This window comes from Streptomyces sp. S3(2020) (genome assembly GCF_013044505.1).
Lineage (GTDB): Bacteria > Actinomycetota > Actinomycetes > Streptomycetales > Streptomycetaceae > Streptomyces.
In genome coordinates this window covers 13051-38427 of sequence record NZ_JABERD010000082.1, presented here as the reverse complement: position 1 = coordinate 38427, position 25377 = coordinate 13051, and the positions used below count along the sequence as shown (strand labels likewise).

20 protein-coding genes and 2 pseudogenes are annotated in these 25377 nt (G+C 69.5%); 12 read left to right on the top strand and 10 right to left on the bottom strand.

All coding sequences use genetic code 11. The annotated features are described in order from the left end of the window. From HLK59_RS25240 to HLK59_RS25225, 4 genes and pseudogenes are all read left to right on the top strand, one after another. Positions 1–769, top strand: a pseudogene (locus tag HLK59_RS25240) (ABC transporter ATP-binding protein); the annotation flags it as partial. Positions 770–931: 162 nt separating this feature from the next. Next, positions 932–1819 (top strand): FadR/GntR family transcriptional regulator, encoded by an 888-nt coding sequence (locus HLK59_RS25235; protein WP_171143784.1) that lies wholly within the window; start codon positions 932–934, stop codon positions 1817–1819. Positions 1820–2236: 417 nt separating this feature from the next. Continuing rightward, a complete protein-coding gene (locus HLK59_RS25230) occupies positions 2237–3772 on the top strand; it encodes an RNA polymerase sigma factor (RefSeq protein WP_171143783.1) in 1536 nt (511 codons plus the stop codon). A 131-nt stretch (positions 3773–3903) separates the two neighbouring features. Next, positions 3904–4761: a serine protease gene (locus HLK59_RS25225; RefSeq protein ID WP_171143782.1), complete on the top strand. Its 858-nt coding sequence runs from the start codon at positions 3904–3906 to the stop codon at positions 4759–4761. Between the two features lie 111 nt (positions 4762–4872). Here the strand turns inward: HLK59_RS25225 and HLK59_RS25220 are convergent, their stop codons facing one another. Further along, the gene (locus HLK59_RS25220) at positions 4873–5103 is read right to left on the bottom strand and encodes a hypothetical protein (protein ID WP_046257057.1); all 231 of its coding nucleotides are present in this window, start codon (positions 5101–5103) and stop codon (positions 4873–4875) included. Positions 5104–5543: 440 nt separating this feature from the next. Here HLK59_RS25220 and HLK59_RS25215 point away from each other — a divergent pair, with 440 nt between their 5' ends. From HLK59_RS25215 to HLK59_RS25190, 6 genes are all read left to right on the top strand, one after another. Further along, entirely contained in the window at positions 5544–7664 is a 2121-nt protein-coding gene (locus tag HLK59_RS25215) for a DNA topoisomerase IV subunit B (RefSeq protein WP_171143781.1), read from the top strand. Between the two features lie 645 nt (positions 7665–8309). Beyond that, positions 8310–8834 carry a CcdC protein domain-containing protein gene (locus HLK59_RS25210; RefSeq protein WP_171143780.1) on the top strand — a complete coding sequence of 175 codons (525 nt, stop codon included), beginning with the start codon at positions 8310–8312 and terminating at the stop codon, positions 8832–8834. After that, positions 8831–9982, top strand: coding sequence for a histidine kinase (locus HLK59_RS25205; RefSeq protein WP_171143779.1), 1152 nt, complete (start codon positions 8831–8833; stop codon positions 9980–9982). The genes HLK59_RS25210 and HLK59_RS25205 overlap by 4 nt, the downstream gene beginning before the upstream one ends. Beyond that, positions 9979–10662 (top strand): response regulator transcription factor, encoded by a 684-nt coding sequence (locus HLK59_RS25200; protein ID WP_171143778.1) that lies wholly within the window; start codon positions 9979–9981, stop codon positions 10660–10662. Before HLK59_RS25205 ends, HLK59_RS25200 begins: the two co-directional genes overlap by 4 nt. Before the next feature lie 69 nt (positions 10663–10731). Continuing rightward, entirely contained in the window at positions 10732–11292 is a 561-nt protein-coding gene (locus tag HLK59_RS25195; protein ID WP_171143777.1) for a DUF485 domain-containing protein, read from the top strand. Then, positions 11289–12881 carry a cation acetate symporter gene (locus HLK59_RS25190; protein ID WP_171143776.1) on the top strand — a complete coding sequence of 531 codons (1593 nt, stop codon included), beginning with the start codon at positions 11289–11291 and terminating at the stop codon, positions 12879–12881. The genes HLK59_RS25195 and HLK59_RS25190 overlap by 4 nt, the downstream gene beginning before the upstream one ends. A 79-nt stretch (positions 12882–12960) precedes the next feature. On the opposite strand, the gene HLK59_RS25185 is transcribed toward HLK59_RS25190, so the two are convergent. From HLK59_RS25185 to HLK59_RS25170, 4 genes are all read right to left on the bottom strand, one after another. Further along, positions 12961–13641 (bottom strand): response regulator, encoded by a 681-nt coding sequence (locus tag HLK59_RS25185; RefSeq protein ID WP_171143775.1) that lies wholly within the window; start codon positions 13639–13641, stop codon positions 12961–12963. Further along, positions 13641–15302 (bottom strand): sensor histidine kinase, encoded by a 1662-nt coding sequence (locus HLK59_RS25180; protein ID WP_171143774.1) that lies wholly within the window; start codon positions 15300–15302, stop codon positions 13641–13643. Before HLK59_RS25180 ends, HLK59_RS25185 begins: the two co-directional genes overlap by 1 nt. 112 nt (positions 15303–15414) lie before the next feature. Next, a complete protein-coding gene (locus HLK59_RS25175) occupies positions 15415–16359 on the bottom strand; it encodes a sucrase ferredoxin (protein ID WP_171143773.1) in 945 nt (314 codons plus the stop codon). A 57-nt stretch (positions 16360–16416) separates the two neighbouring features. Further along, positions 16417–17670 (bottom strand): citrate synthase, encoded by a 1254-nt coding sequence (locus HLK59_RS25170; protein WP_171143772.1) that lies wholly within the window; start codon positions 17668–17670, stop codon positions 16417–16419. 97 nt (positions 17671–17767) lie between these two features. Between HLK59_RS25170 and HLK59_RS25165 the strand changes: the two genes are divergently transcribed. Further along, positions 17768–18934: a citrate synthase/methylcitrate synthase gene (locus tag HLK59_RS25165; RefSeq protein ID WP_171143771.1), complete on the top strand. Its 1167-nt coding sequence runs from the start codon at positions 17768–17770 to the stop codon at positions 18932–18934. Between the two features lie 30 nt (positions 18935–18964). Here HLK59_RS25165 and HLK59_RS25160 read toward each other — a convergent pair. The 4 genes and pseudogenes from HLK59_RS25160 to HLK59_RS25145 all read right to left on the bottom strand — a co-directional run bounded on the left by HLK59_RS25160 (position 18965) and on the right by HLK59_RS25145 (position 21361). Beyond that, positions 18965–19525, bottom strand: a pseudogene (locus HLK59_RS25160) (DUF6082 family protein). A 216-nt stretch (positions 19526–19741) separates the two neighbouring features. Next, the gene (locus tag HLK59_RS25155) at positions 19742–19981 is read right to left on the bottom strand and encodes a hypothetical protein (protein WP_171143770.1); all 240 of its coding nucleotides are present in this window, start codon (positions 19979–19981) and stop codon (positions 19742–19744) included. 366 nt (positions 19982–20347) lie between these two features. Further along, positions 20348–20584: a hypothetical protein gene (locus HLK59_RS25150; RefSeq protein WP_171143769.1), complete on the bottom strand. Its 237-nt coding sequence runs from the start codon at positions 20582–20584 to the stop codon at positions 20348–20350. Between the two features lie 255 nt (positions 20585–20839). Continuing rightward, positions 20840–21361 (bottom strand): DUF6082 family protein, encoded by a 522-nt coding sequence (locus tag HLK59_RS25145; RefSeq protein WP_171143768.1) that lies wholly within the window; start codon positions 21359–21361, stop codon positions 20840–20842. A gap of 322 nt (positions 21362–21683) precedes the next feature. Here HLK59_RS25145 and HLK59_RS25140 point away from each other — a divergent pair, with 322 nt between their 5' ends. Next, a complete protein-coding gene (locus HLK59_RS25140; RefSeq protein ID WP_171143767.1) occupies positions 21684–22784 on the top strand; it encodes a GTP-binding protein in 1101 nt (366 codons plus the stop codon). On the opposite strand, the gene HLK59_RS25135 is transcribed toward HLK59_RS25140, so the two are convergent. After that, complete coding sequence (locus HLK59_RS25135; RefSeq protein ID WP_171143766.1) at positions 22781–25240, bottom strand: DNA topoisomerase IV subunit A; 2460 nt, start codon at positions 25238–25240, stop codon at positions 22781–22783. The genes HLK59_RS25140 and HLK59_RS25135 overlap by 4 nt on opposite strands. Positions 25241–25377: the final 137 nt, after the last annotated feature.

Sequence of the window (25377 nt, the reverse complement as noted above, 5' to 3'; positions counted from 1 at the left end):
CCCCAGCCCCCTCCGCCCACTGCGGTACGAGGTGCGTCGTGCCGTCGGAATCGGGACCGGGTTTCTCACCGGGGCCGCTGTACTCGTCGTCTCCGCCCTGACCGCCGTACTCCTCGCCCGTGTCGGTCATACCCCGCAGCACCGCCTGCTGGCGGCGTGGCCGCAGGAGCTGCCGCTGCCGCCCGCGGCACTGGGCGCGGGGCTGCTCGGGGCGCTCGCCTTCGGCGACGAGTTCCGCCACCCCGCCCTGGCGGCGGACCGCGGCACCGTGCCCCGCCGACTGGGGCTGCTCGCGGCCAAACTCGTCGTCTCCGCGGCCACCGCGCTGCTGCTGGCCTTTCTCGCGGTGGGCTGCGACGCCGAAGTGCTCTACCTCCTCTACGGACGGGAGCTCGCGCAAGTTCCCACCGACTGGCTGCCGCTGGGCGCGAGTTGGATCGCGCTCGTGATCGGGTGCGCCTGGGCCGGTGTGCTGGCCGCCGGGATCTTCCGGTCCACCACGGCCGGACTGGCGGCGGTGCTCGCGGTCCCCGTCCTGGTCGTACCCCTCGTACAAAAAGCCTTGGAAGGACCGGCTGTGCGGACGGCGGCCGGGTTTCCGCTGCGGCTGCGTGAGGCGCTCCTGCTGCAGTGGCCCTTCGGTGGAGAGCGCTATCTTTCCGCTGCGGTGCGCATGATCGCCCAACCCGTGGGTGGTGCGCTGACGTTGTCGTTGATGGCCCTGCTCTGCGCATATGTGCTCACGACCCTGCGAAGCAGGGTCCGATGACGACCGTCCGCGCCCGTCCAGTCCCGCTCTGCGCACAACTCCCCGTGGAAAGCCCATTTCTTTCCGATAAGGCGTCAATTGCGACGGGGTGAGCGATCACCCTTTCGTGTGCTTTTCACCAAAGACCTCAAGGCAGTTGAGGACGGCGCCGACAAAGGATCCGTGAGTACCCTTGCGCACACCATGATGACCGCCGCCCGCTCCGCAGACTCCGGCCTCGCCGGCCCGGGCGAACTCGACCGCTACCCCTATGCCGAGTCGCCCGCCGCCGACCGGGTCGGGGTGTCCGCCTGGGACGCCGCGGACCCCGAGCTGGGCCGCGTGGGCCGACGCGCCGCGGGCAGCCGTGGACGCGGACTGCACGGCCAACTCGTCCAGCAGCTGGGCCAGATGATCGTTTCGGGCGACCTGGGTGCCGACCGCCCGCTGGTGCCCGAGGAGATCGGCCAGCGTTTCGAGGTCTCCCGCACCGTCGTCCGTGAGTCCCTCCGTGTCCTGGAGGCCAAGGGGCTGGTCAGTGCCCGTCCGAACGTCGGCACGCGCGTGCGCCCCGTCAGTGACTGGAACCTGCTCGACCCGGACATCATCGAGTGGCGGGCCTTCGGGCCGCAGCGCGACGATCAGCGTCGCGAGCTGAGCGAGCTGCGCTGGACGATCGAACCGCTCGCCGCGCGCCTCGCCGCCGGCCATGGACGCGACGACGTCCAGCAGCGGCTCTCCGACATGGTCGAGATCATGGGGCACGCCATGGGGCAGGGTGACGCGCTCACCTTCTCCCGCGCGGACGCCGAGTTCCACTCCCTGCTCATCCAGGTCGCGGGCAACCGCATGCTGGAGCACCTTTCGGGAATCGTCTCGGCGGCCCTCCAGGTCTCCGGCGGCCCGGTCACGGGATGTGAGCGGCCGAACGAGGCGTCGCTGGTGCAGCACGGCAGGATCGTCGACGCCCTCGCCACCGGCGACGGGACGGCGGCCGAGGCGGCCGTGCGGCAGCTGCTCACCATTCATCCTGAGGTCGAGCGCGTGGTGCCGGCGCCGCGCGAGCACTGACCGCGCACCGCGGGCGGTACGGCCGGAGGGTGCCTCCCCCTCCTGGGCATCGTTCGGCCGGTGAACCGTCCCCCGTCGGACCCCGCAGGATCCTTCGGATTCCTGCGGGGTCCGACGGTGCGACAGGGTGCCGCCGCCCTCGAAGTACACACTGGTGACCTCTTCCGTCCGCTTCTGACCGTTTTTGAACGCTTACGGGGTGTGACTCGGGCCACGCAGATTGGGCGTAACGCTTGTGGAAACAACGCGATGACCTAAGAGGTGACAGCCGCGGAGGGAATACGGACGCCATGAAAGGCGCTGTGCATCTCCCCGGCCCCCGCCCGCACCGTCGGCCCACCCCCACGGCCGGTGGTCGGTTCCTGTCCATCCCGGACGGGGCCGGAAGCCGTTTTCCAACGTTCCGAGAGGTTGTTCGTGTCGGCCAGCACATCCCGTACGCTCCCGCCGGAGATCGCCGAGTCCGTCTCTGTCATGGCTCTGATTGAGCGGGGAAAGGCTGAGGGGCAGATCGCCGGCGATGACGTGCGTCGGGCCTTCGAAGCTGACCAGATTCCGGCCACTCAGTGGAAGAACGTACTGCGCAGCCTCAACCAGATCCTCGAGGAAGAGGGTGTGACGCTGATGGTCAGTGCCGCGGAGCCCAAGCGCACCCGAAAGAGCGTCGCAGCGAAGAGTCCGGCCAAGCGCACCGCCACCAAGACGGTCGCTGCGAAGACGGTGACCACGAAGAAGGCCACCGCCACTGCCACCCCGGCGGCGCCCGCCGCCGAGGCCTCCGTCGAGGACGAGGCGCCCGTGAAGAAGGCCGCCGCCAAGAAGACGACGACCGCCAAGAAGGCGGTCGCGAAGAAGACCGTCGCCAAGAAGGCGACGGCGAAGAAGACGACCGCCGGCAAGGACGACGCCGAGGGTGCCGAGGACGAGGCCCTCGAGGAGATCAAGCCCGGCGAAGAGGAAGAGGAGGGCGGCGAGACCAAGGGTTTCGTCCTCTCCGACGACGACGAGGACGACGCGCCTGCCCAGCAGGTCGCCGTGGCCGGTGCCACCGCCGACCCCGTCAAGGACTACCTCAAGCAGATCGGCAAGGTCCCGCTCCTCAACGCCGAGCAGGAGGTCGAGCTCGCCAAGCGCATCGAGGCCGGTCTGTTCGCCGAGGACAAGCTGTCCAACGCCGACAAGCTCGCCCCGAAGCTCAAGCGTGAGCTGGAGATCATCGCCGAGGACGGCCGCCGCGCCAAGAACCACCTCCTGGAGGCCAACCTCCGCCTGGTGGTCTCCCTGGCCAAGCGCTACACCGGTCGCGGCATGCTCTTCCTGGACCTGATCCAGGAGGGCAACCTCGGTCTGATCCGCGCGGTCGAGAAGTTCGACTACACCAAGGGCTACAAGTTCTCCACGTACGCCACCTGGTGGATCCGTCAGGCGATCACCCGCGCGATGGCCGACCAGGCCCGCACCATCCGTATTCCGGTGCACATGGTCGAGGTCATCAACAAGCTCGCGCGCGTGCAGCGTCAGATGCTTCAGGACCTGGGCCGCGAGCCCACCCCGGAGGAGCTGGCCAAGGAACTCGACATGACCCCCGAGAAGGTCATCGAGGTCCAGAAGTACGGCCGCGAGCCCATCTCGCTGCACACCCCGCTCGGCGAGGACGGCGACAGCGAGTTCGGTGACCTCATCGAGGACTCCGAGGCCGTGGTGCCGGCCGACGCGGTCAGCTTCACGCTGCTGCAGGAGCAGCTGCACTCCGTGCTGGACACCCTGTCCGAGCGCGAGGCCGGTGTGGTCTCCATGCGCTTCGGTCTCACCGACGGTCAGCCGAAGACCCTCGACGAGATCGGCAAGGTGTACGGCGTGACGCGCGAGCGCATCCGCCAGATCGAGTCCAAGACCATGTCGAAGCTGCGCCACCCGTCGCGTTCTCAGGTGCTGCGCGACTACCTCGACTAGGTCGCGGTCGTACGACGTCGAGGGCCCGGTTCTCTCGTTGGGAAGCCGGGCCTTCGTGCTGAGCGGGTGCGCGTCGCGCCGCCGTGGATCACTCTGGGTGTCCCATGACCACCCCAGAGTGAGGAACGTGCATGCGTCGTCCCTTTGCCCGGGCGCTGACCGGGTCGCTGATCCTGGCGGCCGCGACGGGCGCCATACCGTTGGTCCCCGTCGCCCCTGTGGCCGCCGACAGCATCGTCGTCGGCGGATTCCCCGTCGACATCTCCGAGGGGCCGTGGACCGTGGCACTGTCCAGCCGTGACCGCTTCGGAGGTACTCGCGCGGGGCAGTTCTGCGGCGGGGTGGCCGTCGGCCGGACCACCGTGCTCACCGCGGCCCACTGTCTGGGCGATGACGTCCTGGGGGCGCCGCCGAACCGGGTGCGCGATCTCAAGGTCATCACGGGCCGTACGGACCTGCTCTCGGAGCAGGGGCAGGAGATCCCCGTCCGTGACACCTGGGTGAACCCCGGATACGACGCGAGCACCAACGCGGGGGACTTCGCGGTCCTCAGGCTTGCCGAGCCCGTGGCGGAGAGCTCCGTCATCGCGATGGCGCCCCCCGGTGACGCGGCGTACGAGCCGGGGACGGCCGCGACCGTCTACGGCTGGGGTGACGCCACGGGGGGCGGCGACTACGCGCGCAGTCTGCGGGCGGCACGCCTGCATGTGCTCGCCGACGCCCTCTGCGAGCGGGCTTATCCGGGCAGCGCCAACGGCACCTACGCCTCCGGCACGATGCTGTGCGCCGGGGAGCGGGAGGGGGGTGTCGACTCCTGCCAGGGGGACAGTGGCGGGCCGCTCGTCGCCCAGGGGAAGCTGGTCGGGCTCGTGTCCTGGGGGAGTGGCTGCGGTCGCCGGGGCAGTCCCGGCGTCTACACGCGCGTGTCTGACGTCGTGCGGATGCTCGGGTGGGGTGACGGTCGGCGAGGCACGCACGCGGGCCCCTGACGGAGCCTGAGAGCCATTGCCGGGTACGGCGCGGGCGGCCGCCCCTGTTCCCAGGGGCGGCCGCCCGTGTGCCGGCCTGTGCCGACGCTGGCTCGTCGTGGACGCGAGGTGTCAGCGCTCTTCTTCGTTGGAGGATGCCGGAACGGTAGTCAGTCGCTCCGTCTCGTCCTGTATCTCAGCGGCGATCTTCTTGAGTTCCGGCTCGAACTTGCGGCCATGGTGGGCGCAGAAGAGCAGTTCACCGCCACTGAGCAGGACGACGCGCAGGTATGCCTGGGCGCCGCAGCGGTCGCAGCGATCGGCGGCCGTCAACGGGCTCGCGGGGGTCAGAACAGTAGTCACGTCGCCTCTTCTCTAGCTCGACGAGCTGTCGTACCAGGGTCAACATCCAACCAGCCCCAAAACGTTCCCGCTCAGGGCTTCTCCTCGAAAAAAATCTTCGAGTCCGGCTGTCTGCTGCCGGTTGGCGGCGAATGTGCCGTATTGCGTGTCTATGTGTCTTACGGTTTCGCTCTTGCTGTCAATGTCCGTCCTCCCGGCTGGGTTGCCGGTTGTTCATGAGGACGTGCCCGGAGCCTAAATGGTTCATGCCTCGAAGGGAACGTGATATGTACTTCACTCCATCGAGGGATCGAACACGTATGCGACTCTGGACTATCGTGAGTTCAGACGAGGGTGGCGTTACAACGGCTCTACCAGGCCTCGGTACCCTCTTGGCGGCGACCGAAGCCGCGCCCTTACCCAAAAGGGCCACATCTGAAATTCAGCGAGGAGCGAACCGCGTGACCGCCGAGACGTCCGTGCCGTCCACAGCGCTGCTGGCAGGAGCAGACCGGGACGGTTCCAACTACACCGCGCGGCACCTGCTCGTCCTCGAGGGGCTCGAGGCCGTACGCAAGCGCCCGGGTATGTATATCGGCTCGACCGACAGTCGAGGCCTGATGCACTGCCTCTGGGAGATCATCGACAACTCCGTGGACGAGGCCCTCGGGGGCTACTGCGACCACATCGAGGTCATCCTGCACGATGACGCTTCGGTGGAGGTCCGGGACAACGGCCGGGGCATCCCGGTTGATGTCGAGCCCAAGACAGGCCTGTCCGGCGTCGAGGTCGTCATGACCAAGCTGCACGCCGGCGGCAAGTTCGGCGGAGGATCCTACGCGGCCTCCGGCGGCCTGCACGGCGTCGGTGCGTCCGTGGTGAACGCCCTGTCCGCCCGGCTGGACGTCGAGGTGGACCGCGCTGGGAACACGCACGCGATCAGCTTCCGGCGCGGTGTCCCCGGTGCCTTCGCCGCGGCCGGTCCCGACGCCAAGTTCGAGACGGGCGGTCTGCGCAAGACCAAGCGGGTCCCCAAGACCCGCACCGGCACGCGCGTGCGGTACTGGGCCGATCGGCAGATCTTCCTCAAGGACGCCAAGCTGTCCTTGGACCACCTCCACCAGCGCGCCCGTCAGACCGCGTTCCTGGTGCCCGGGCTGACCATCGTCGTCCGTGACGAGTTCGGTCTCGGCGAGGGCGGCAGCAAGGGCGAGGAGTCCTTCCGCTTCGACGGCGGCATCAGCGAGTTCTGCGAGTACCTCGCCACCGACAAGGCGGTCTGCGACGTCCTCCGTTTCTCCGGCCAGGGCACCTTCAAGGAGACGGTCCCGGTCTTGGACGAGCACGGACAGATGACGCCGACCCAGGTCACCCGGGAGCTCGACGTCGATGTCGCCATGCGCTGGGGCACGGGCTACGACACGACCCTGAAGTCGTTCGTGAACATCATCGCGACTCCCAAGGGCGGCACCCACGTCGCGGGCTTCGAGACCGCTGTGACCAGCACCATGAACGAGGTGCTGCGCGGCAAGAAGCTGCTCCGCGTCGCCGAGGACGACATTGTCAAGGACGACGCCCTGGAGGGCCTCACGGCGGTGGTGACGGTGCGACTGGCCGAACCGCAGTTCGAGGGCCAGACCAAGGAGGTCCTCGGCACCTCGGCTGCCCGCCGCATCGTGAACACCGTGATCGCCAAGGAGCTCAAGGCGTTCCTGACGTCCACGAAGCGGGACGCGGCGGCGCAGGCCCGGGTCGTCATGGAGAAGGCGGTCGCGGCCGCACGTACGCGTATCGCGGCCCGTCAGCACAAGGACGCGCAGCGCCGGAAGACGGCCTTGGAGTCCTCGTCGCTGCCCGCCAAGCTCGCCGACTGCCGCAGCGACGACGTCGACCGCAGCGAACTCTTCATCGTCGAGGGAGACTCCGCTCTCGGTACGGCGAAGCTGGCCCGGAACTCCGAGTTCCAGGCGCTGCTGCCGATCCGCGGCAAGATCCTCAACGTCCAGAAGTCGTCCGTGACCGACATGCTCAAGAACGCCGAGTGCGGCGCGATCATCCAGGTCATAGGAGCGGGGTCGGGCCGGACCTTCGACATCGACGCGGCTCGCTACGGCAAGATCATCATGATGACCGACGCCGATGTGGACGGCTCCCACATCCGGACCCTGCTGCTGACGCTGTTCCAGCGCTACATGCGGCCGATGATCGAGGCGGGCCGGGTGTTCGCCGCGGTGCCGCCGCTGCATCGCATCGAGCTTGTCCAGCCCAAGAAGGGGCAGGACAAGTACGTGTACACGTACTCGGACCGTGAGCTGCGCGACAAGCTCATGGAGTTCCAGACCAAGGGCGTTCGGCACAAGGACTCCATCCAGCGGTACAAGGGCCTCGGTGAGATGGACGCCGACCAGCTGGCCGAGACGACCATGGACCCCCGACACCGCACCCTGCGACGCATCGCCCTCTCCGACCTGGAGGCCGCCGAGCAGGTCTTCGACCTCCTGATGGGCAATGACGTGGCGCCGCGCAAGGAGTTCATCTCCAGCTCGGCGGCGACGCTGGACCGGTCGCGCATCGACGCGTGACGCTGCGCCGGGCTTGGGCCTGGGGTCCGACCGGCGATGGGGCCGGGGCAGGACCCCGGCCGGGCTCTCCCGGGTTTCGCCATGGCGGTCCGGTGGACGGCGGGCGTGGCCGCGCTTGAAGCGGTCGGTTCGGGCAGGTGAAGGGGCCGGGCTCGGTCCGGGGCGCGCGTCTGAGGCGTGCTCTCCGGTTCATTGCGGGGCGCGTGAGCGCGTCGACGCCGACCGGACCACGACGCTCGGCTCGGCATGCGTTCGCTCGGTATGTGTTCGTTCAGCGTGCTTTCGCTGAACGTCCTTTCGCTCAGCGTGCGTTCGCTCGGGTCGCGCTGCTCATCCTCGCTCAGCGGCGGGTCCGTGCCGTGAGTGAAGCCCCGCCCCGTCGCACGAGGCTCCGATCTGCGGTGCCGGGCTGGACGCGAGGCGATGGGAACGGCCGCTGTCAGCCTGCGAGGGCCGCCGATCCGCGGCAGGTCGGCGGCAGGCCGGCGGCAGCGTCTCTCCACCCGTGGGTGGACGCCGCCGCCCTCGCGGATCCACCCACGATCCACCCCCGCTCCGATCTCCTGACCTGCGAAATTCCGTAGCTTCGAAGGCGTCGGCAGCGCTCGCTGTCGGCATCGCCCTTCTTCGCTCACGGAGGCTCTGATGTCCGGGCTGGTCGACGCGTTTCTGATCGTGGCCGTGGTCGCCCTGGTGATCGCGCGCCAGTTCCGCGCACAGCAGATCGACGCGGGACGGCGTTGGTGGCTGCTGCCCGTCGTCCTGGGGGTCGTGGCGCTGCGCGAGCCCGGCATCGTCGACGCCCGGCACCACACGGCGTCGGTCGTCCTGCTCACCGCCGAGTTGCTCATCGGCCTGGCTATCGGAGCCGCCTGGGCCCTGACCACCCGCATATGGACCGAGCCGGACGGAGCCGTGTGGAGCAAGAGCACCAAGGCGAGCGGAATGGTCTGGATCGCCGGCATAGCCCTCCGCGTCGGTCTCTACGCCCTCGGTGCCGCGCTGGGCGTCCACCAGGAGTCGTCCGCCCTGCTCCTCGCCCTGGCAGCCACACTCCTCGTCCGCTCGGGGATCCTCGCCCTGCGTGCCCAGTCCCTGCACACGGCTCCCGCACAGGGCGCGGCGTACGGTGACGGCATATCCGGGCCCGCATGGAAGGAGCGTGTGTGACGGAGAACGCCTGGACACGCTGGCCTTCCCGGGAGGCGCTCGGCCGTGACGGCGCCGCACGGTCCCGGCGCATGATCGGCTGGTTCGTGCGGCTGTTGGTGATCGGCATGCTGCTCTGGGGCGCGTACAACAGCACTCACGTCCGTGGATGGGGTGTGGTCGGTGCCGTTGCGGGGGTTCTGCTGACCGCCTTCGTCGCCTGGGCGTTCTGGCGTGCCACGCTCGCGCACCGGTTCCTGCCGTCGATCGCGCTCATCACCGGGCTCGTGGGGATCGCGGTCGTGGGACAGGCCGTCGGCTTCGCGACGGTGGCTCTCGTCATCTGGTGCGGTTGTGCCATCAGTGCCCTGGAGCGGCTCCCCCTCGCTGCCGCGCTGCCCGTGACGTCGGTCTCCCTCGCGGCCTTCGTCGCGATGAACAACGACGTGTGGCTGACGACCGCGGTGACGGCAGCCGGGCTGGCGCTCGCCGGCTACACCCTGCGCCTCGACGCCGAAGCCCGTGGCAACGCCCAGCGGCTGCTGGCACAGGAACGGGCCGCGCGGGCGGCGGAGGCGGAGTCGGCGGCCCTCGCGGAGCGGGCCCGCATCGCACGCGAGATCCACGACGTGCTGGCGCACAGCCTCTCCGCGCAGCTCGTGCATCTGGAGGCCGCTCGGCTGCTGATCGAGCGGGGCGCCGACCGGGAGCAGATCCTCGAGCGGGTCGTGGCGGCACGAGGGATGGCGAGGGACGGGCTCGCCGAGACCCGGCAGGCTCTCTCGGCGCTGCGCGGTGATCTGACGCCGCTGGAGGACTTCCTGGCCCAGCTCGTGGAGACCACCGCCGATGCCGAGGTCACCATTACGGGTGAGCACAGGGGCCTGTCGGCCGAAGCCTCGCAGGCCGTCCGCAGGGTGGCCCAGGAGGCGCTGACCAATGTCCGCAAGCACGCTCCGGGCGCCAAGGTCCGGCTGAGGCTGCACTACGGCGAGCACCAAGTGACCCTGGGCGTACGGGATTCGGGGGGAGCGCCGGGCGAACTCACGGCGGCGGGAGCCGGGTACGGTCTGCTGGGCATGCGCGAGCGTGCCGAACTGCTCGGCGGTTCGCTGGAGGCCGGGCCGGACGAGGAGGGGTTCGTGGTGACGCTGAAGGTGCCCGTATGACGGAGGAGGTCCAGGGCCGGACCGCGCGGGTGGTGGTCGCCGACGACCAGACCGTCGTCCGGGAGGGCATCGTGATGCTGCTGGGCCTGCTGCCCGGCGTCGAGGTTGTCGGCGCGGCGGGGGACGGGAACGAGGCGGTGCGACTCGTTGCCGAACTCGCCCCGGACGTGGTGCTGATGGACCTGCGTATGCCCCGCTGCGACGGCGTGGAGGCGACCCGGCGGATCCGGACCGAGCACCCCGGCACCCAGGTGGTGGTGCTCACCACGTACGCGGACGACGAGTCGCTGTTCCCGGCGCTGCGAGCCGGAGCGCGCGGCTATCTGACGAAGGACGCGGGAGGGGACGAGATCGTCAGGGCGGTGCACAGTGTGCTGTCCGGGGACGCCGGGCTGTCACCGAGCATCCAGCGGCGGTTGCTGGAGCGGCTGTCGGAAACCGGGCCTCAGCCGGTCGAGCCCGTCGAGGCGCCTGACGGGCTCACGGGGCGGGAGACCGAGGTGCTGGTGCTGATCGCCGACGGGCTCAGCAACCAGGAGATCGCCAGAAGACTGCATGTCTCCACCGCGACCGTGAAAACCCACATCAACAACCTGTTCGCGAAGACGGGGCTCAAGGACCGGGCGCAGGCGGTGCGTTACGCGTACGCGAAGGGACTTGTGCGGCCTCCGGCGGGTTGAGTCACCTGATGGGGTGAAGCGCGAGGAGAAGAAGAGTCGGGGATCTTCCCGTTCTGTCCATCCTTGGGCATGCAGTCAAGCAACGGTCGTCCCCGCGGCGGCGGGGGTGGTCCCGAAAGTGCGGCCGAACACCATGACGGTCGCGACCCGGCGCTCGCCGAGACGTCCGAAGCGGTGAGGTACGAGGACCCCTGGTACGACGCACTCGCCTCCGGCTGGGGCGAGTTGGGCGGTGCCGGCGCGCCTGTGCCGCTGCCCGTTGCTCAGCCCGGGCGGGCGCGGCAGGAGGAGGCCGCGGCCGCGGACGTGTACCTCCAGGTGCAGCGCAGCGCGGCCTTCCAGGAGGTGCGCGGCCGGTACCGAAGGTTCGTCGTGCCGGCGTCCATCGCGTTCTTCGGCTGGTACGTGGGGTATGTCGTGACCGCGACGACCGCGCCCGGGCTGATGGCACGGCCGGTGGCGGGTGCGGTGAACGTGGCGATGATCGCGGGACTCGGGCAGTTCCTCACCACGTTCCTGCTGACGTGGGCGTACGCCCGGCACGCGCGGCTGCGCAGGGATCGGGCGGCGCTGGAGCTGCGGTGGGACACCCAGGAGCTGACACGGGGCATCCGGGGCGGTGCTTCGTGACGGGCAACCATCAGACGCTGGCGTTACTGCTGTTCAGCGCGTTCGTCGCGGTCACGCTGGCGATCACGACGTGGGTGAGCCGCAACCGGCACGGTTCGGCGGAGGAGTTCTACGCGGGGGGTCGGCTCTTCTCTCCGATGGAGAATGGTTTTGCCATCGCGGGCGACTACATGTCGGCGGCATCCTTCCTGGGCATCTCCGGGCTCATCGCGCTCTTCGGTTACGACGGGATGCTGTACTCGGTGGGCTTTCTCGTGGCGTGGCTGGTGGTGCTGTTCCTGGTCGCCGAACTGGTGCGCAACTGCGGGCGGTTCACGCTGGCCGACGTGGTGGCGGCGCGGATGCGTGAGCGGCCGGTGCGGATCGCGGCGGGAACTTCCTCGGTCACGGTGTCCGTTCTGTATCTGGTGGCGCAGATGGTGGGCGCGGGGAGCCTGGTCGCGCTGCTGCTCGGCGGTACCGGCCAGGCGGCGCAGACCTGGACGGTCATCGGGGTGGGCGCGCTCATGGTGATCTATGTGTCGTTGGGAGGGATGCGGGCCACCACATGGATTCAGATCGTGAAGGCGGTCCTGCTCCTCAGCGGCACGATCGCATTGACCGTGCTCGTGCTGGTGCGGTTCCACGGCAACTTCGACCAGCTGCTGCTCACCGCGGCCGAACGCAGCGGGCACGGTGAGAAGTTCCTGGCACCCGGGCTCAAGTACGGCGGGGACTGGACCGCGCGCTTCGACTTCATCAGCCTGGGGCTCGCGCTGGTCCTGGGTACGGCGGGGTTGCCGCACATCCTCTCGCGCTTCTACACCGTGCCCACGGCGCGGGCCGCACGCCGTTCGGTGGTCTGGTCGATCGGGCTCATCGGAGGCTTCTACCTGATGACGATCGTCCTCGGTTTCGGGGCCGCCGCGATCGTGGGGCCGGAAGCCGTGCGCGGGTCCAACGCGGCCGGGAACACGGCGGTGCCCCTGCTGGCCCTCGACCTGGGCGGAGGCGCGGACTCCACTGGCGGAACGGTTCTGTTCGCGATCGTCGCCGCCATCGCCTTCGCCACGATCCTCGCGGTCGTCGCCGGGATCACCCTCGCCTCCTCCGCGTCCGTGGCCCACGACCTGTACGCGTCGCTGCGTCGGCGGAACTCCAAGCCCCGCAGCGAGGTCGCCGTGGCGCGCGTCGCCGCCGTCGGTATCGGCGTGGTGGCGATCGGGCTCGGCCTCCTGGCCCGCGACCTCAACGTCGCCTTCCTGGTGGGTCTCGCCTTCGCGGTCGCCGCGTCCGCCAATCTGCCGGTGCTGCTCTACTCGCTGTTCTGGCGCGGGTTCACCACTCGCGGTGCGGTGTGGGCGGTGTACGGCGGGCTGATTCCGGCCGTGGCGCTCGTGCTGCTGTCGCCGGTGGTGTCGGGAAGCCCCGCGTCGCTGTTCCCGGGGGTCGACTTCCAGTTCTTCCCCCTGCAGAACCCCGGCCTCGTCTCGATCCCGCTGGGCTTCGTCGCCGGCTGGCTCGGGACGGTGACGTCGGCGGAGGTGGCGGACGAGGCCAAGCACGCGGAGACCGAGGTGCGGTCGCTGACGGGAGCGGGAGCCGCCTAGGCCGTCGAGACGACCACGGGGTGACATCCGTATGAGGGGAGGGCACGGTTCCCTTCCCCCGCCCCCACGGGCCGTGCCCTCAGGCGCGGGTCGCCCACACGTAACGGTGTTCCGGGCGGCCCGCGTCGCCGTACTTGAGGGTGAGGCGGGCGCGCCCCGTGCGTTCCAGGAGCTTCAGATAGCGCTGGGCGGTCTGGCGGCTCACTCCGGTCCGTTCAGCGATCTCCTGGGCCGACAGGGGGCCTTCGGCGTTCATCAGGGACTGCCGTACGAGCTCCGCGGTCGTGGGGGAGTGACCTTTGGGCAGGTCCGGCTCGGAGGGGGCGGAGAGGGCGCCGAAGATGCGGTCCACCTCGGCCTGTTCCGCCTCGCCGCCGCCGTCGAGGGTGCGGCGCAGCTCCGCGTACGCCTCCAGCTTGGCGCGCAGGCCCGCGAACGCGAACGGCTTGACCAGGTACTGCAAGGCGCCCTGCCGCATCGCCGCCTGCACGGTCGTGATGTCCCGGGCCGCCGTCACCATGATCACGTCGGTCTGGTGACCGCGGCGGCGCATCTCCTGGACCACCGACAGACCCGTCTCGTCGGGCAGGTAGTGGTCCATGAGGACCAGGTCGAGCCGGGGCAGCAGCTCCACCTGGCGCAGCGCCTCCGCCGCGCTGTGCGCCTCGCCCGCCACATGGAAGCCCGGCACCTTCGCGACGTAGGCGGCGTTGACCCGCGCGACCCGGGTGTCGTCGTCCACGACCAGGACCTCGATCATCACGCCTCCTCCTCGACGACTGCGGGTACGGTGAGCGCCGGTTCCAGGTCGGGACCCGCCAGGGCCTCCGGCAGCACGACGGTGAACTCCGCGCCGCCGCCGTCCGCCTCGGTCACGGTCGCGCTGCCGCCCTGACGTTCGGCCAGCCTGCGCACCAGGGAGAGCCCGATGCCGCGCTTGCCGTGTGCCGGCGGCTTCTTCGTGGACCAGCCCTCGGTGAAGACCAGGTCACGGTGTTCCGCGGGAATCCCGGGCCCTGTGTCACGCACCCTGAGGACGGCCGTACGCCCCTCGGCACGCAACTCGACCTCCACGCGCGCGTGCGGCTTGCCCGCGACGGCGTCCAGCGCGTTGTCCACCAGGTTGCCGACGACCGTGACGATGCCGCGGGGATCGATCAGCTGATCGGGAAGCCAGGTCCGGTCCGAGATCCACAGTGCGACCGCGCGCTCCGCCGCGACGGTCGCCTTGCCGACCAGCAGGGCCGCGAGCAGCGGGTCCTTGATCTTCTCGGTGACCTGTTCCGCGGTGGCGCGATGGTCGCCGACCACCTCTCCGACGAACTCCACGGCGTCGTCGTACATCTCCAGTTCGAGCAGTCCGAGGACCGTGTGCATCCGGTTGGCGTGCTCGTGGTCCTGGGCGCGCAGGGCGTCGATCAGACCGCGCGTGGAGTCGAGCTCACGGCCCAGTTGCTCCAGTTCGGTGCGGTCGCGCAGGGTGGCGACGGCTCCGCCGTCGTCGGTGGGCATGCGGTTGGCGATCAGGACGCGCTGGCCGCGCACCGTGAGCAGGTCGGTGCCGGTCACCCGGCCGGCCAGTACGTCGGTCGTACGGCCCTCGCCGAGCGCCTCGTCCAGGGAGTGGCCGACGGCCTCGTCGCCGATGCCCAGCAGACGGCGCGCCTCGTCGTTGAGGAGGCGGATACGGCCGTTGCGGTCCAGGGCGACGACGCCCTCCCTGATGCCGTGCAGCATCGCCTCGCGCTCCGCGAGCAGCGCCGAGATGTCGGAGAAGGCCAGGTCACGGGTCTGCCGCTGGACCCGCCGGGAGATGAGCCAGGCCGCGAGGGCGCCGACGGCCAGGGCGCCGCCCGCGTAGGCGAGCAGCCCCGGGATCGCGTGGATCAGCCGGGCCCGCACACTGTCGTACGCGATGCCGACCGAGACCGCGCCGATGATGTCGCCGTCGCTGTCGCGCAAGGGCACCTTGCCGCGGGCCGAGCGGCCCAGGGTGCCGTCGTCGATCTCCATGACCTGCTCGCCGGCCAGCGCCCGCGCGGGATCGGTGGAGACGATCCCGCCGATCTGCTTCGGGTCGGTGTGCGACCAGCGCACGCCTTTGGTGTTCATGATCACGACGTACTCGGCCTTGGTGGCCTTCCGGATCCGCTCGGCCTCCACCTGCACCGGTCCGTTCGCCGACGGCGAGGTGCTCTGGAGGTCCTTCGCGATCTGCGGCTGCTCGGCGGTTGTCTGAGCGATCGCGAGGGCCCGGCGCATCGCCTGGTCGTCCAGCTGGTCGCTCAGCGGCGCCAGGAAGAGCCCGGTCGCGAGCACCGTGACCCCCGCGGCGATCGCGAGCTGCATCAGCAGCAGCTGCGAGAACATCCGCCGCGGCAGACCGAGGCGGAGGCGTCGTGCGGGGGGAGTGCGGCTCATACCCATGACGGTACGCGGAGGGGTACGAGCTGCCGTAGGGGTGTGGCGTGGATCTCTTGATCAATACATGGAGGCCGTACGACCGTCACCGTACGGAAGCCGTACGTCCAGGTCAGCTCGCGAGCGCTGTCGGCGGCGCCAGCTCGCGAACCGCCACCACGTCCATCCGCGCGGGCGAGCCCAGTACCGATGCCCCGCAGCTCTCCGCGCGGGGCGGCAGGGACGCGCTCTGGGCCACGACGACCCGCCAGTGGCGCCCGTCGACATGCGCGACGGTCACCTCCCAGCGCGGTGCGGCACCGTCCATCCGTACGACGCTCAGCGCGTCCGCCGTGTACTCGCCCGCCGCCGTGCGCACCGCCAGCTCCGCCGCCTGACCGGGCCGCTCCCAGGACGAGCTGCCGCGGCAGCCCTCCACGACGATCCGTCCGTCCTGGACGCTGTGCAGGATCTCCTTGACCGCGCGGGCCCCGACCCGGCCGTACGCATAGCCGTACGGCAGGACAAGCAGTGTCGGCGAGAAACGATGTCCACCCAGATGGGTGACTTCCCAGACCCCCTCGACCCCGGAGGCGGACAGCTCGGCCGCCAAGGGCCGGCCCAGGAGCGCGCAGCAGCGGTCGCGCTTGCCGTTGGTGCAGACGAGCGCGAGCGGGTCCCCCGGGTGGGGCCGTCCGTCGAGCGCCGCACCGAAGCTGTGATGGTCACCGGCGCCCAGCGCGGCGAAGTCGAGATCGAGCAGGCGCCCTGGGTCGCGGACCTCGGCGCTGTGCAGCCATACGTTCCCGGGAGCCGTGTGGGACACGTACACCCGGCGTACGGACGGAGTGCCGCAGTCCGCGTGCCGCCCGGGGCGGCGGATGAGCGCGATGCGTACGCCCGTGTCCTTCGCCGCCCGCTCCAGGGCGCTGCCCAGCGCGGGGTCCAGATGGCTGGAGGTGAGCGCATGGGCGCCCCACGGACCGGGCTGTTCGAGGAGCAGCCAGGTCTTCGCGGTCGCCGCGGTCCCGGAAATGGGCTCGTCGAGGTCGCGGGAGACGGATGCGCACGTTCTCACAGAGGTGAGCCTAACCTGACTTGGCTCAGGGCGACTTCCGACGGTGCTCGTGTCCCGCTACGGCAGCGCTTGGGGCGGTTTGGTGCCTACGTAGAGTCCGCTGGGTCGCATGCGCAGCGGGCGTTCCCCGTACTCCTCCAGGGTGTGGGCGATCCAGCCCGCCGTACGGGCGACGGCGAAGATCGTCTCGCCGGCCGTGGCGTGCATCCCGGAGGAGGCGGTGAGCACGGCGAGGGCCAGGTCCACATTGGCGTGCAGCGGGGTGTGGCGGGCGGTGGTGGCCACCACGTCGCGGGCCGCGGCGAGGGCGGGCGCGGCGCGGGGGATCTCGTCCAGGAGGGCGAACAGGGCACGCGCGCGTGGATCCTCGCCCGGGTAGAGCCGGTGGCCCAGTCCCGGGATGCGGCGCCCGGCGCGCAACTCGTCCGCGATCACGGGACCCGCGTCGCCGTGGTCGAGCACGTCCAGGAGCAGCCGGTGGGCGAGTCCGCTGGCGGCGCCGTGCAGCGGGCCCTCCAGGACGCCCAGTCCGGCGGAGACGGCCGCGTAGGCGTGTGCGCGGGCCGAGGCGGCGACCCGGACCGCGAGGGTGGAGGCGGCCAGGTCGTGGTCGACGAGCAGGCCCAGAGCCGTGTCCAGCGCCCGTAGGGACGCCTCGTCGGGCTTGCGTGCGCTGAGCCGCGCCCACAGGCGCTCGGCCAGTGAGCCCTCGTCGCGGTGGCCGATCCGCACCGGTGGCAGGGCGGCGACGAGGGTGGGGATGAGGATGCGGGCGGTGCCCAGCACGGCGCTCTCGGACAGGTCGAAGCGCAGCGGGTCCGTGGTCGCGGCGGCGATCGCCGCGACCCGCAACCGGTCGGTGGGTGAGGTGTGTTCGGGCAGTGCGCCGACAGCGCGTCGGGCGACGGCGACGGAGGTGTCGGGAGCCGTGAACGTCGTGCCGGGAAGCATCCGTCCGGTCCACAGCCACTCGGCGATCTCCTCGTAGGAGTGGCGCGCGGCCAGTTCGGTCGCGTCGACGCCGCGGAAGTAGTACCGGTCCGTGTCGATGAGCGTGATGCGGGTCCGTACGGACAGCTCGCCGCCGGAGCTCGAACTCCCGCCGCCCTCACGCCTGTTGCGCCGGGCGAGCGCCTGCACCTCCTTGGCGTCGAAGGTGCTGCCACGGCCGCCGGGCACACGTCTGCTGCCGAGCTGACCGCGGCTCACATAGGCGTAGACGGTCTCGGGCTTCACGCCGAGCAGCTCGGCGGCCTCCTTGGTGGTCAGCCGCCGTCCCTCGAGGTCGGGAACGGGTTCGTGATCGCTCATGAGGTCACCGTATCCGCGTTGAGTGAGTATTGATTCAATCAATATTGACAGTTGTTGAGTCAAGCATGGACAGTCGAATCAAGTCCAGGGAGGAAACATGTCCGTCAACAGGACCGCGGCCCATCTCGTCGACGTACCGCGAGGACTCGCGGGCGTCGTCGTCGCCGACACCGAGATCGGTGACGTCCGGGGGTTCGAGGGCTTCTACCACTACCGCCAGTACTCGGCCGTCGAACTCGCGCAGACCCGCGGGTTCGAGGACGTCTGGCATCTCCTGGTCCACGGCGAACTGCCGGCCGCCGAGCGTGGCGCGGCCTTCGCCGCCGAGACCGCCGCGCTGCGTCGGCTGCCCGACGAGGTGCGGGCGGCGCTGCCCGCCGTCGCGGCGGCGAGTGCGCTCTCCGGCCCGCTCGCCGGGATGCGTACCGCCCTGTCGCTGCTGGGTGCGGCGAAGGGCTTCCGTCCGGTGTACGACATCGACGCGGACGAACGTCGTCGGGACACCGTCGTGGCGGCCGCGGCCGTACCGACGCTGCTCACCGCGCTGCACCGGCTCGGGCAGGGACTGGAACCCGTGGAGCCGCGCGAGGACCTGTCCTACGCGGCCAACTACCTCTACATGTTGACGGGTTCGGAGCCGGATCCACGGTGTGCCCGGGCAGTCGAGCAATACTTGATCTCAACCATTGATCACGGCTTCAATGCATCAACCTTCACGGCGCGTGTCATCACCTCGACAGGTGCGGATGTCGCGGCATGTCTGGTGGGTGCGGTCGGGGCACTGTCGGGGCCGTTGCACGGCGGGGCGCCCAGTCGTGCGCTGGACACTCTCGACGCGATCGGCACGCCCGACCGCATCGACCCCTGGATCCGTGAACGGGTTCTCGCGGGCGAGCGCATCATGGGCTTCGGCCACGCCATCTACCGCACCGAGGACCCTCGCTCCCGGATGCTCCGCGAGGTCGCCGAACGGTTCGGCGGCCCGCGCGTCGCCTTCGCCGTCGAGGTCGAGCGTCAGGTCGAGGCGATCCTGGCCGAACTGAAGCCCGGCCGCGAACTCCACACCAACGTCGAGTTCTACGCGGGCGTGGTCATGGAGCTGTGCGGGCTGCCCCGCGAGATGTTCACGCCTACCTTCGCGGCGGGGCGGGTGGTGGGCTGGAGCGCCAACATCCTGGAGCAGGCGGAGGACTCGAAGATCATCAGGCCGGTGGCGCGGTATGTGGGGCCGGGGGCGCCGGTGGCGGTGCCGTCGATGGCCTGAGAGTCGACCGCGGCCAGCGGGTGTCGTCCGTCACTGGTTGGCGTAGGCCTGCTCGAAAACCCGGAAGACCCTTCCCTCGGCGCTGTCCGGCGGCAGGCCGCTCTTGCTGGACCTGGAGGCCTCCCAGTACTGGCGGAACACGGGGCTCTGGAGCAGGTTGCCGGCATAGATGAGTAGTTCTTCCTCGGAAACACCGCCCCAACTGTGGAACAGGACGATGTGGTTGAACGCCAGGTTCGCGAAGAGGTTCTGGCGCAGCGTGACGGCGGGCCGGCCCGGGTAGTCGTTCTATACCTCGGCGAGCGCCGGGTCCGCCATGGCCATCTGCGTGAGCTCCACGTGGAGGCTGCGCAGGTCGGCTTCCGCGCTCCGGCGCAGCTCATCGCGTGACGAGGCCAACTCCTGCCGTTGCAGGGCCAGCTGAAGACGCTGGAGGCGCAGCTCCCGCTGCTGCAGAAGCAATGTGAGCACGAGGAGAAGCAGTACGAGGCCGGAGAAGACGGCGTTGATGCCGCCGAAGTAGTCGCCGACGGAGGCCTTTCGCAGGGCGGCCCGCTGTCCGCCCTCCGTCCGCTCCACGCGATCTGTCATCCAGCCGCTGATCGTGACCGAGGCCGTACCGATCAGCAGGCTCGCAAGGATCGCGGCCATCAGCCATAAGGAGAACCTGGCGATTCGCCGCCAGGTCGGAGCCTGTGTCATCGCGTCACCCCCCAGGTGTATGTCGGTGGGCTTCCCGAAGGCGCGGAGAGGGAAACGGGCCCGCCGTCCGCTGAGGCGGCGGGCCCTGCTCGTTCCGGGTCGTCGCTATGTGTCGGGGATGTCACCCTTGGCTCGGGTGAGGGTTTCGCGGGTGATGATGACGATCCGTTCGTAGTCGGCTCGCGAGGCGTCGGCGGGCAGTTCTCCGTCGAGTTCCTCTGTGGTATCCGTGCCGATCACGGCGAAGTCTCCGCTGGAGAGTTCGAAGATGTCGGGACAGTTGGCGCCACCGACACTGCCTCGCTCGGCCGGTGGAACACCGATGCGACGGACGATACGACTCACTGCTTGTTCCTTCGTCTCAGGTACGAAACGCGCGCGCTGGGCAGTGCTGGGGCGGGTCTTGTGGAGCCGTCACGTTTGCACTCGAAGCGGTCGGTCATCAAGGCGGAGCGAGTCCTTGTGGGACCGCTGATATGCCATGATGACGAAGCAGTTAATCGCACTTGCATCTATAGCAACGGTTATTTGTTGTTTTATTACGTCCGTCGAGTCCACGGCTCCATGGCCGAGTCGGAAACGAGGAGGCTCAGGGTTCGCGTGGCCGTGGCGCGACAAGGCCCGGCGTCGTGTCGATGCCGGGCCGTGGATGTTTCGGTCGCTGAAGGGGCTGATGGCGCCCCCGTCGACCGGATGGTGGTGTCGTCCTGCTCAGGCGTCCGGGATGTCGTTCTTGGCCCGCACCAAGGTCTCGCGCGTGATGATCACGATCCGCTCGTAGTCGGCTCGTGCGGCGTCGGCGGGAAGCTCGGGGTCGAGCTCATCGGTCGCTTCTCGCCCGATGACGGCGAAGCTGCCGTCGCTCAGCTCGAAGATGTCCGGGCATGTCTGTCCCGAACCACTGCCGCGTTCGCGAGGCGAAGCGCCGACTCGACGTACGATCTTCAAGTCCGTTCCTATATCGCTCTAGGGACGGGCCGGCACACGCGCAGGGCGACGCACGGGCTGATGACCTCTCCAGCGTCCATGTAGCTCATGTGGTTGGGCCCACGGATGCCAGAGAGTCGCATCCCTGTGGGGTTGACGGCCCTACGCAGCACAATGGGAGCCCACACAGGATGTTTACCTGGTGCAGGCTGTGGGTAGCGTAGCCGCTCAGTCAGCCACGCGTCTGCCGTACACGCGGCATTGACGAGCGGCCGCTTAGTCCGTGGGCGGTTCGCCGATCACCCACCATTCGTCGAAGTCGCCGTCGTTCCGGTCCTGGCTCAGCCGGTCCATCTCCTCCACCAGACCGTCCATCATGCGACCCAACTCGGCTTCCTCCGAAGCCTCGGGCAGGCTCTTGCGGTGATGGCGGGTCGCCGACCAGTACTCCCTGAACACATCGTTCCGGCAGATCACCCGAAGGTGCCCGTACAGTTCCGTGAGGCTCCACGCGCCGATGCGGTGGTAGTAGAGCGCGTTGACGTACAGGGCGTTCGCGAACAGGTACTGGCGCTGTCGCTCCGGCGGGATGTCGGTCTCGTACGTGTCGAGCACTGAGGCCAGGGCGGGATCGTCCATTGCCTTGCACAGCAGATCGAAGTGGAGGCGGTGCTGCTCGGTGAGCGTGGCGTGCTTGCGGCGGCGTGTGCTCCGTTCCATGACGGCGTTCGCAGCGCTTGCCAGTTTCGCCTTGGTGGCGGAACCGAACCTCCGTATCCCAAATTCCTGTGTGGCCATGTCAACCCCCGAATCAGGCGGCCGTCCGCCGGTCGTCGGGGTGCGGGTCGACGGGAGGGGACCGGCGAGCGATGGGCGGCGCTTGCCGTCTCCCAGGGTGCCGAGCGGCTCTGATCGGCGGGGGAGGCGGAGAGGAGGCGCACGGAGGGAAGCGAGGGTCGCACACACCGGCGCCTTGCCCAACGTCTGCCCCGCAAGTGCTGCTAACAATCGTTCACTTCGCGGTGATTATTCCGGCTCGTATCCTGGTCCGGCATTCAATCCTCGTACGTGCGCCTGGCCCACGATCCGGTGCGCGCGTCGGTGTCAGAGAGGTCGCACGTTGAGCCAGCCGGACCCCAGCCTTCGGCAGATCCCGGTCGTCGTCCTTGCCGGATTCCTCGGCTCCGGAAAGACCACCCTCCTCAACCACCTCCTGCACCGCAGCGGAGGCAGCCGTATCGGGGCGATCGTCAACGACTTCGGGGCCATCGAGATCGACGCCATGGCCGTCGCGGGCGCCCTCGGCGACTCCACCGTCTCCCTCGGCAACGGCTGCCTGTGCTGCGCCGTCGACGCCGGCGAGCTCGACATCTACCTGGAGCGGCTCGCCGCGCCCGCGGCCGGTATCGACGTCATCGTCATCGAGGCCAGCGGGCTCGCCGAACCCGAGGAACTCGTGCGCATGCTGCTCGCCAGTGAGCATCCCGGGATCGTCTACGGCGGACTCGTCGAGGTTGTCGACGCCGCCGAGTTCGACGACACCCGCGCCAAGCACCCCGAGATCGACCGGCACCTCGCCCTCGCCGACCTCGTCGTGGTCAACAAGCTCGACCGCGCGGCCGACGGCGAGCGGGTGCTCGGACTCGTGCGGTCGCTCGTCGACCGTGCCGCCGTGGTGCCCGCCGCCTACGGCCGTATCGCCCCCGAGTTCCTCTTTGACTGCCGGCCCAGCGAGGAGCGGATCGGGCAGCTTTCCTTCGACGACCTGCACCACCATGGGGACGAAGCGCACGGCGGCCATCTGCACACCGCCTACGAAAGCCTCTCCTTCGCCTCCGGAGCGCCCCTCGATCCGCGGCGGCTGATGGCCTTCCTCGACAGCCGGCCCGAGGGGCTCTACCGGATCAAGGGGTACGTCGACTTCGGCGCGTACGACGTCCGCAACCGCTACGCCGTCCATGCCGTCGGGCGGTTCCTGCGCTTCTATCCGGAGCCCTGGCCCGCGGGCGACGAGCGTCTCACCCAGCTCGTCCTCATCGGCTCCGGCATCGACGTGCCCGCGCTCGGCAAGGAACTGGAGGCGTGCGCGAACGACGCCCCACACACCGCCGACGAGCACGGAATGTGGGGCGTCCTGCGCTACGTACAGGATCCCGACTCGCAGGACCCCGACGCGCAGGAACCTGACGCGCGGGAACCCGAGACGGAACCTGCGTTCTAGACCGGGCCCGCCACCACTGACACCGTCTTCGCCAGCGAGACACCCGAACCGTCACGGCGCGGGTCGATCTCCGGCAGGTCCGCCGGTGTGCCGTTCTTCTGCGCGGCGCGGGCCGGTACCGCACCCGCCCAGGCCAGGGACAGGCAGTCCTCGCCCTTCAGGAACCGCTGGCAGCGGACGCCGCCGGTGGCGCGGCCCTTGCGCGGGTACTGGTCGAACGGGGTCAGCTTGGCCGTCGTCTGGACGGAGTCGTCCAGGGTGCCGCGCGAGCCCGCGACCGTGAAGACGACCGCGTCCACGGCCGGGTCCACCGCGGTGAAGGAGATGACCTTCGCGCCGTCCGTGAGCTTGATGCCCGACATGCCTCCCGCGGGCCGGCCCTGCGGGCGGACCTGGGCGGCCTGGTAGCGCAGCAACTGCGCGTCGTCCGTGATGAAGACCAGGTCCTCCTCACCGGTGCGCAGCTCGATCGCGCCGACGATCCGGTCACCGTCCTTCAGCGTGATGACCTCCAACTCCTCCTTGTTGGACGGATAGTCGGGCACCACACGCTTGACGACACCCTGCTCCGTGCCGAGCGCCAGACCCGGCGACGACTCGTCGAGGGTGATCAGGCAGACCAGCGTCTCGCCGTCCTCCAGGGAGACGAACTCCGTCAGGGGCGCCCCTCCGGCGAGGTTCGGCGCCGATGCCGTCTCCGGCAGCTGCGGCAGGTCGATGACGTTGATCCGCAGCAGCCGGCCGCTCGACGTCACCGCGCCGATCTCACCGCGCGCGGTCGCCGGGACCGCTGAGACGATCACGTCGTGCTTCACGCGCCGGCTGTCCGCGTCCTCCGGGAAGGGCTCGCCGTTCGCCGTACGGGCCAGCAGCCCCGTCGAGGACAGCAGCACCCGGCACGGGTCGTCCGCCACCTGCAGCGGAACCCCGGCGGCGGGGGCGACCGCTCCGGCCTCCAGCAGGACCGTACGCCGGTCGGTGCCGAACTTCTTGGCCACCGCGGCCAGTTCGGTGGAGACGAGCTTGCGCAGCTCGGTGTCCGAGTCGAGGATCCGCGTCAGCTCCTCGATCTCCGCGTTGAGCCGGTCCTTCTCGGACTCCAGCTCGATGCGGTCGAACTTGGTGAGGCGACGCAGCGGCGTGTCCAGGATGTACTGCGTCTGGATCTCGCTCAGCGAGAAACGCTCCATCAGGCGCTGCTTGGCCTGCGCGGAGTTGTCGCTGGAGCGGATGAGACGGATGACCTCGTCGATGTCGACGAGCGCTGTGAGCAGGCCCTCCACCAGGTGCAGACGGTCACGGCGCTTGGTGCGGCGGAACTCGCTGCGCCGGCGCACGACCTCGAAGCGGTGGTCGAGGTAGACCTCCAGGAGCTCCTTGAGGCCCAGCGTCAGCGGCTGGCCGTCGACCAGCGCGACGTTGTTGATGCCGAAGGACTCCTCCATCGGCGTCAGCTTGTACAGCTGCTCCAGGACCGCCTCCGGCACGAAGCCGTTCTTGATCTCGATGACCAGGCGCAGGCCGTGCGCGCGGTCGGTGAGGTCCTTGACGTCGGCGATGCCCTGGATCTTCTTCGAGCCGACCAGGTCCTTGATCTTGGCGATGACCTTCTCCGGGCCGACCGTGAAGGGCAGCTCGGTGATGACGATGCCCTTGCGGCGGGCCGTCACGGTCTCCACCGCCACCGTGGCGCGGATCTTGAAGGTGCCACGGCCCGTCTCGTACGCGTCCCGGATGCCGGCCAGGCCGACGACACGCCCGCCGGTGGGCAGGTCGGGGCCCGGGACGTACTTCATCAGGGTCTCGAGATCCGCGTTGGGGTAGCGGATGAGGTGGCGGGCGGCCGCGATGACCTCGGAGAGGTTGTGCGGGGGCATGTTCGTGGCCATACCTACCGCGATGCCCGACGCCCCGTTCACCAGCAGGTTCGGGAACGCGGCGGGCAGGGCCACCGGCTCCTGCTCCTGGCCGTCGTAGTTGGGGGTGAAGTCGACCGTGTCCTCGTCGATCGACTCGGTCATCAGGCTCGTCGCCTCGGCCTGCCGGCACTCGGTGTACCGCATGGCGGCCGGCGGGTCGTCGTTGCCGAGCGAGCCGAAGTTGCCGTGGCCGTCGACCAGGGGCACGCGCATGGAGAAGGGCTGGGCCATGCGCACCAGGGCGTCGTAGATCGACGCGTCGCCGTGCGGGTGCAGCTTGCCCATGACCTCGCCGACGACACGGGCGCACTTCACATAGCCGCGGTCAGGGCGCAGGCCCATCTCGTTCATCTGATAGACGATGCGGCGGTGCACCGGCTTGAGGCCGTCACGGGCGTCCGGCAGGGCGCGGGAGTAGATGACCGAGTACGCGTACTCGAGGAAGGAGCCCTGCATCTCGTCGACGACGTCGATGTCGAGGATCTTCTCCTCGAACGAGTCGTCGGGCGGCGGGGTCTTCGTGCTTCGGCGGGCCATCGCTGCCGGCTCCTCTTTTCTGGTCGCTCGCCTTCGGGTCGCGCCCCTTCGGCTCACTCTTGCTGAAGCGTGAACGGGATCTGACGCGAACCATTGTGGACCGCGGCACTGACAACGCGGACGACGACCCGACGTCA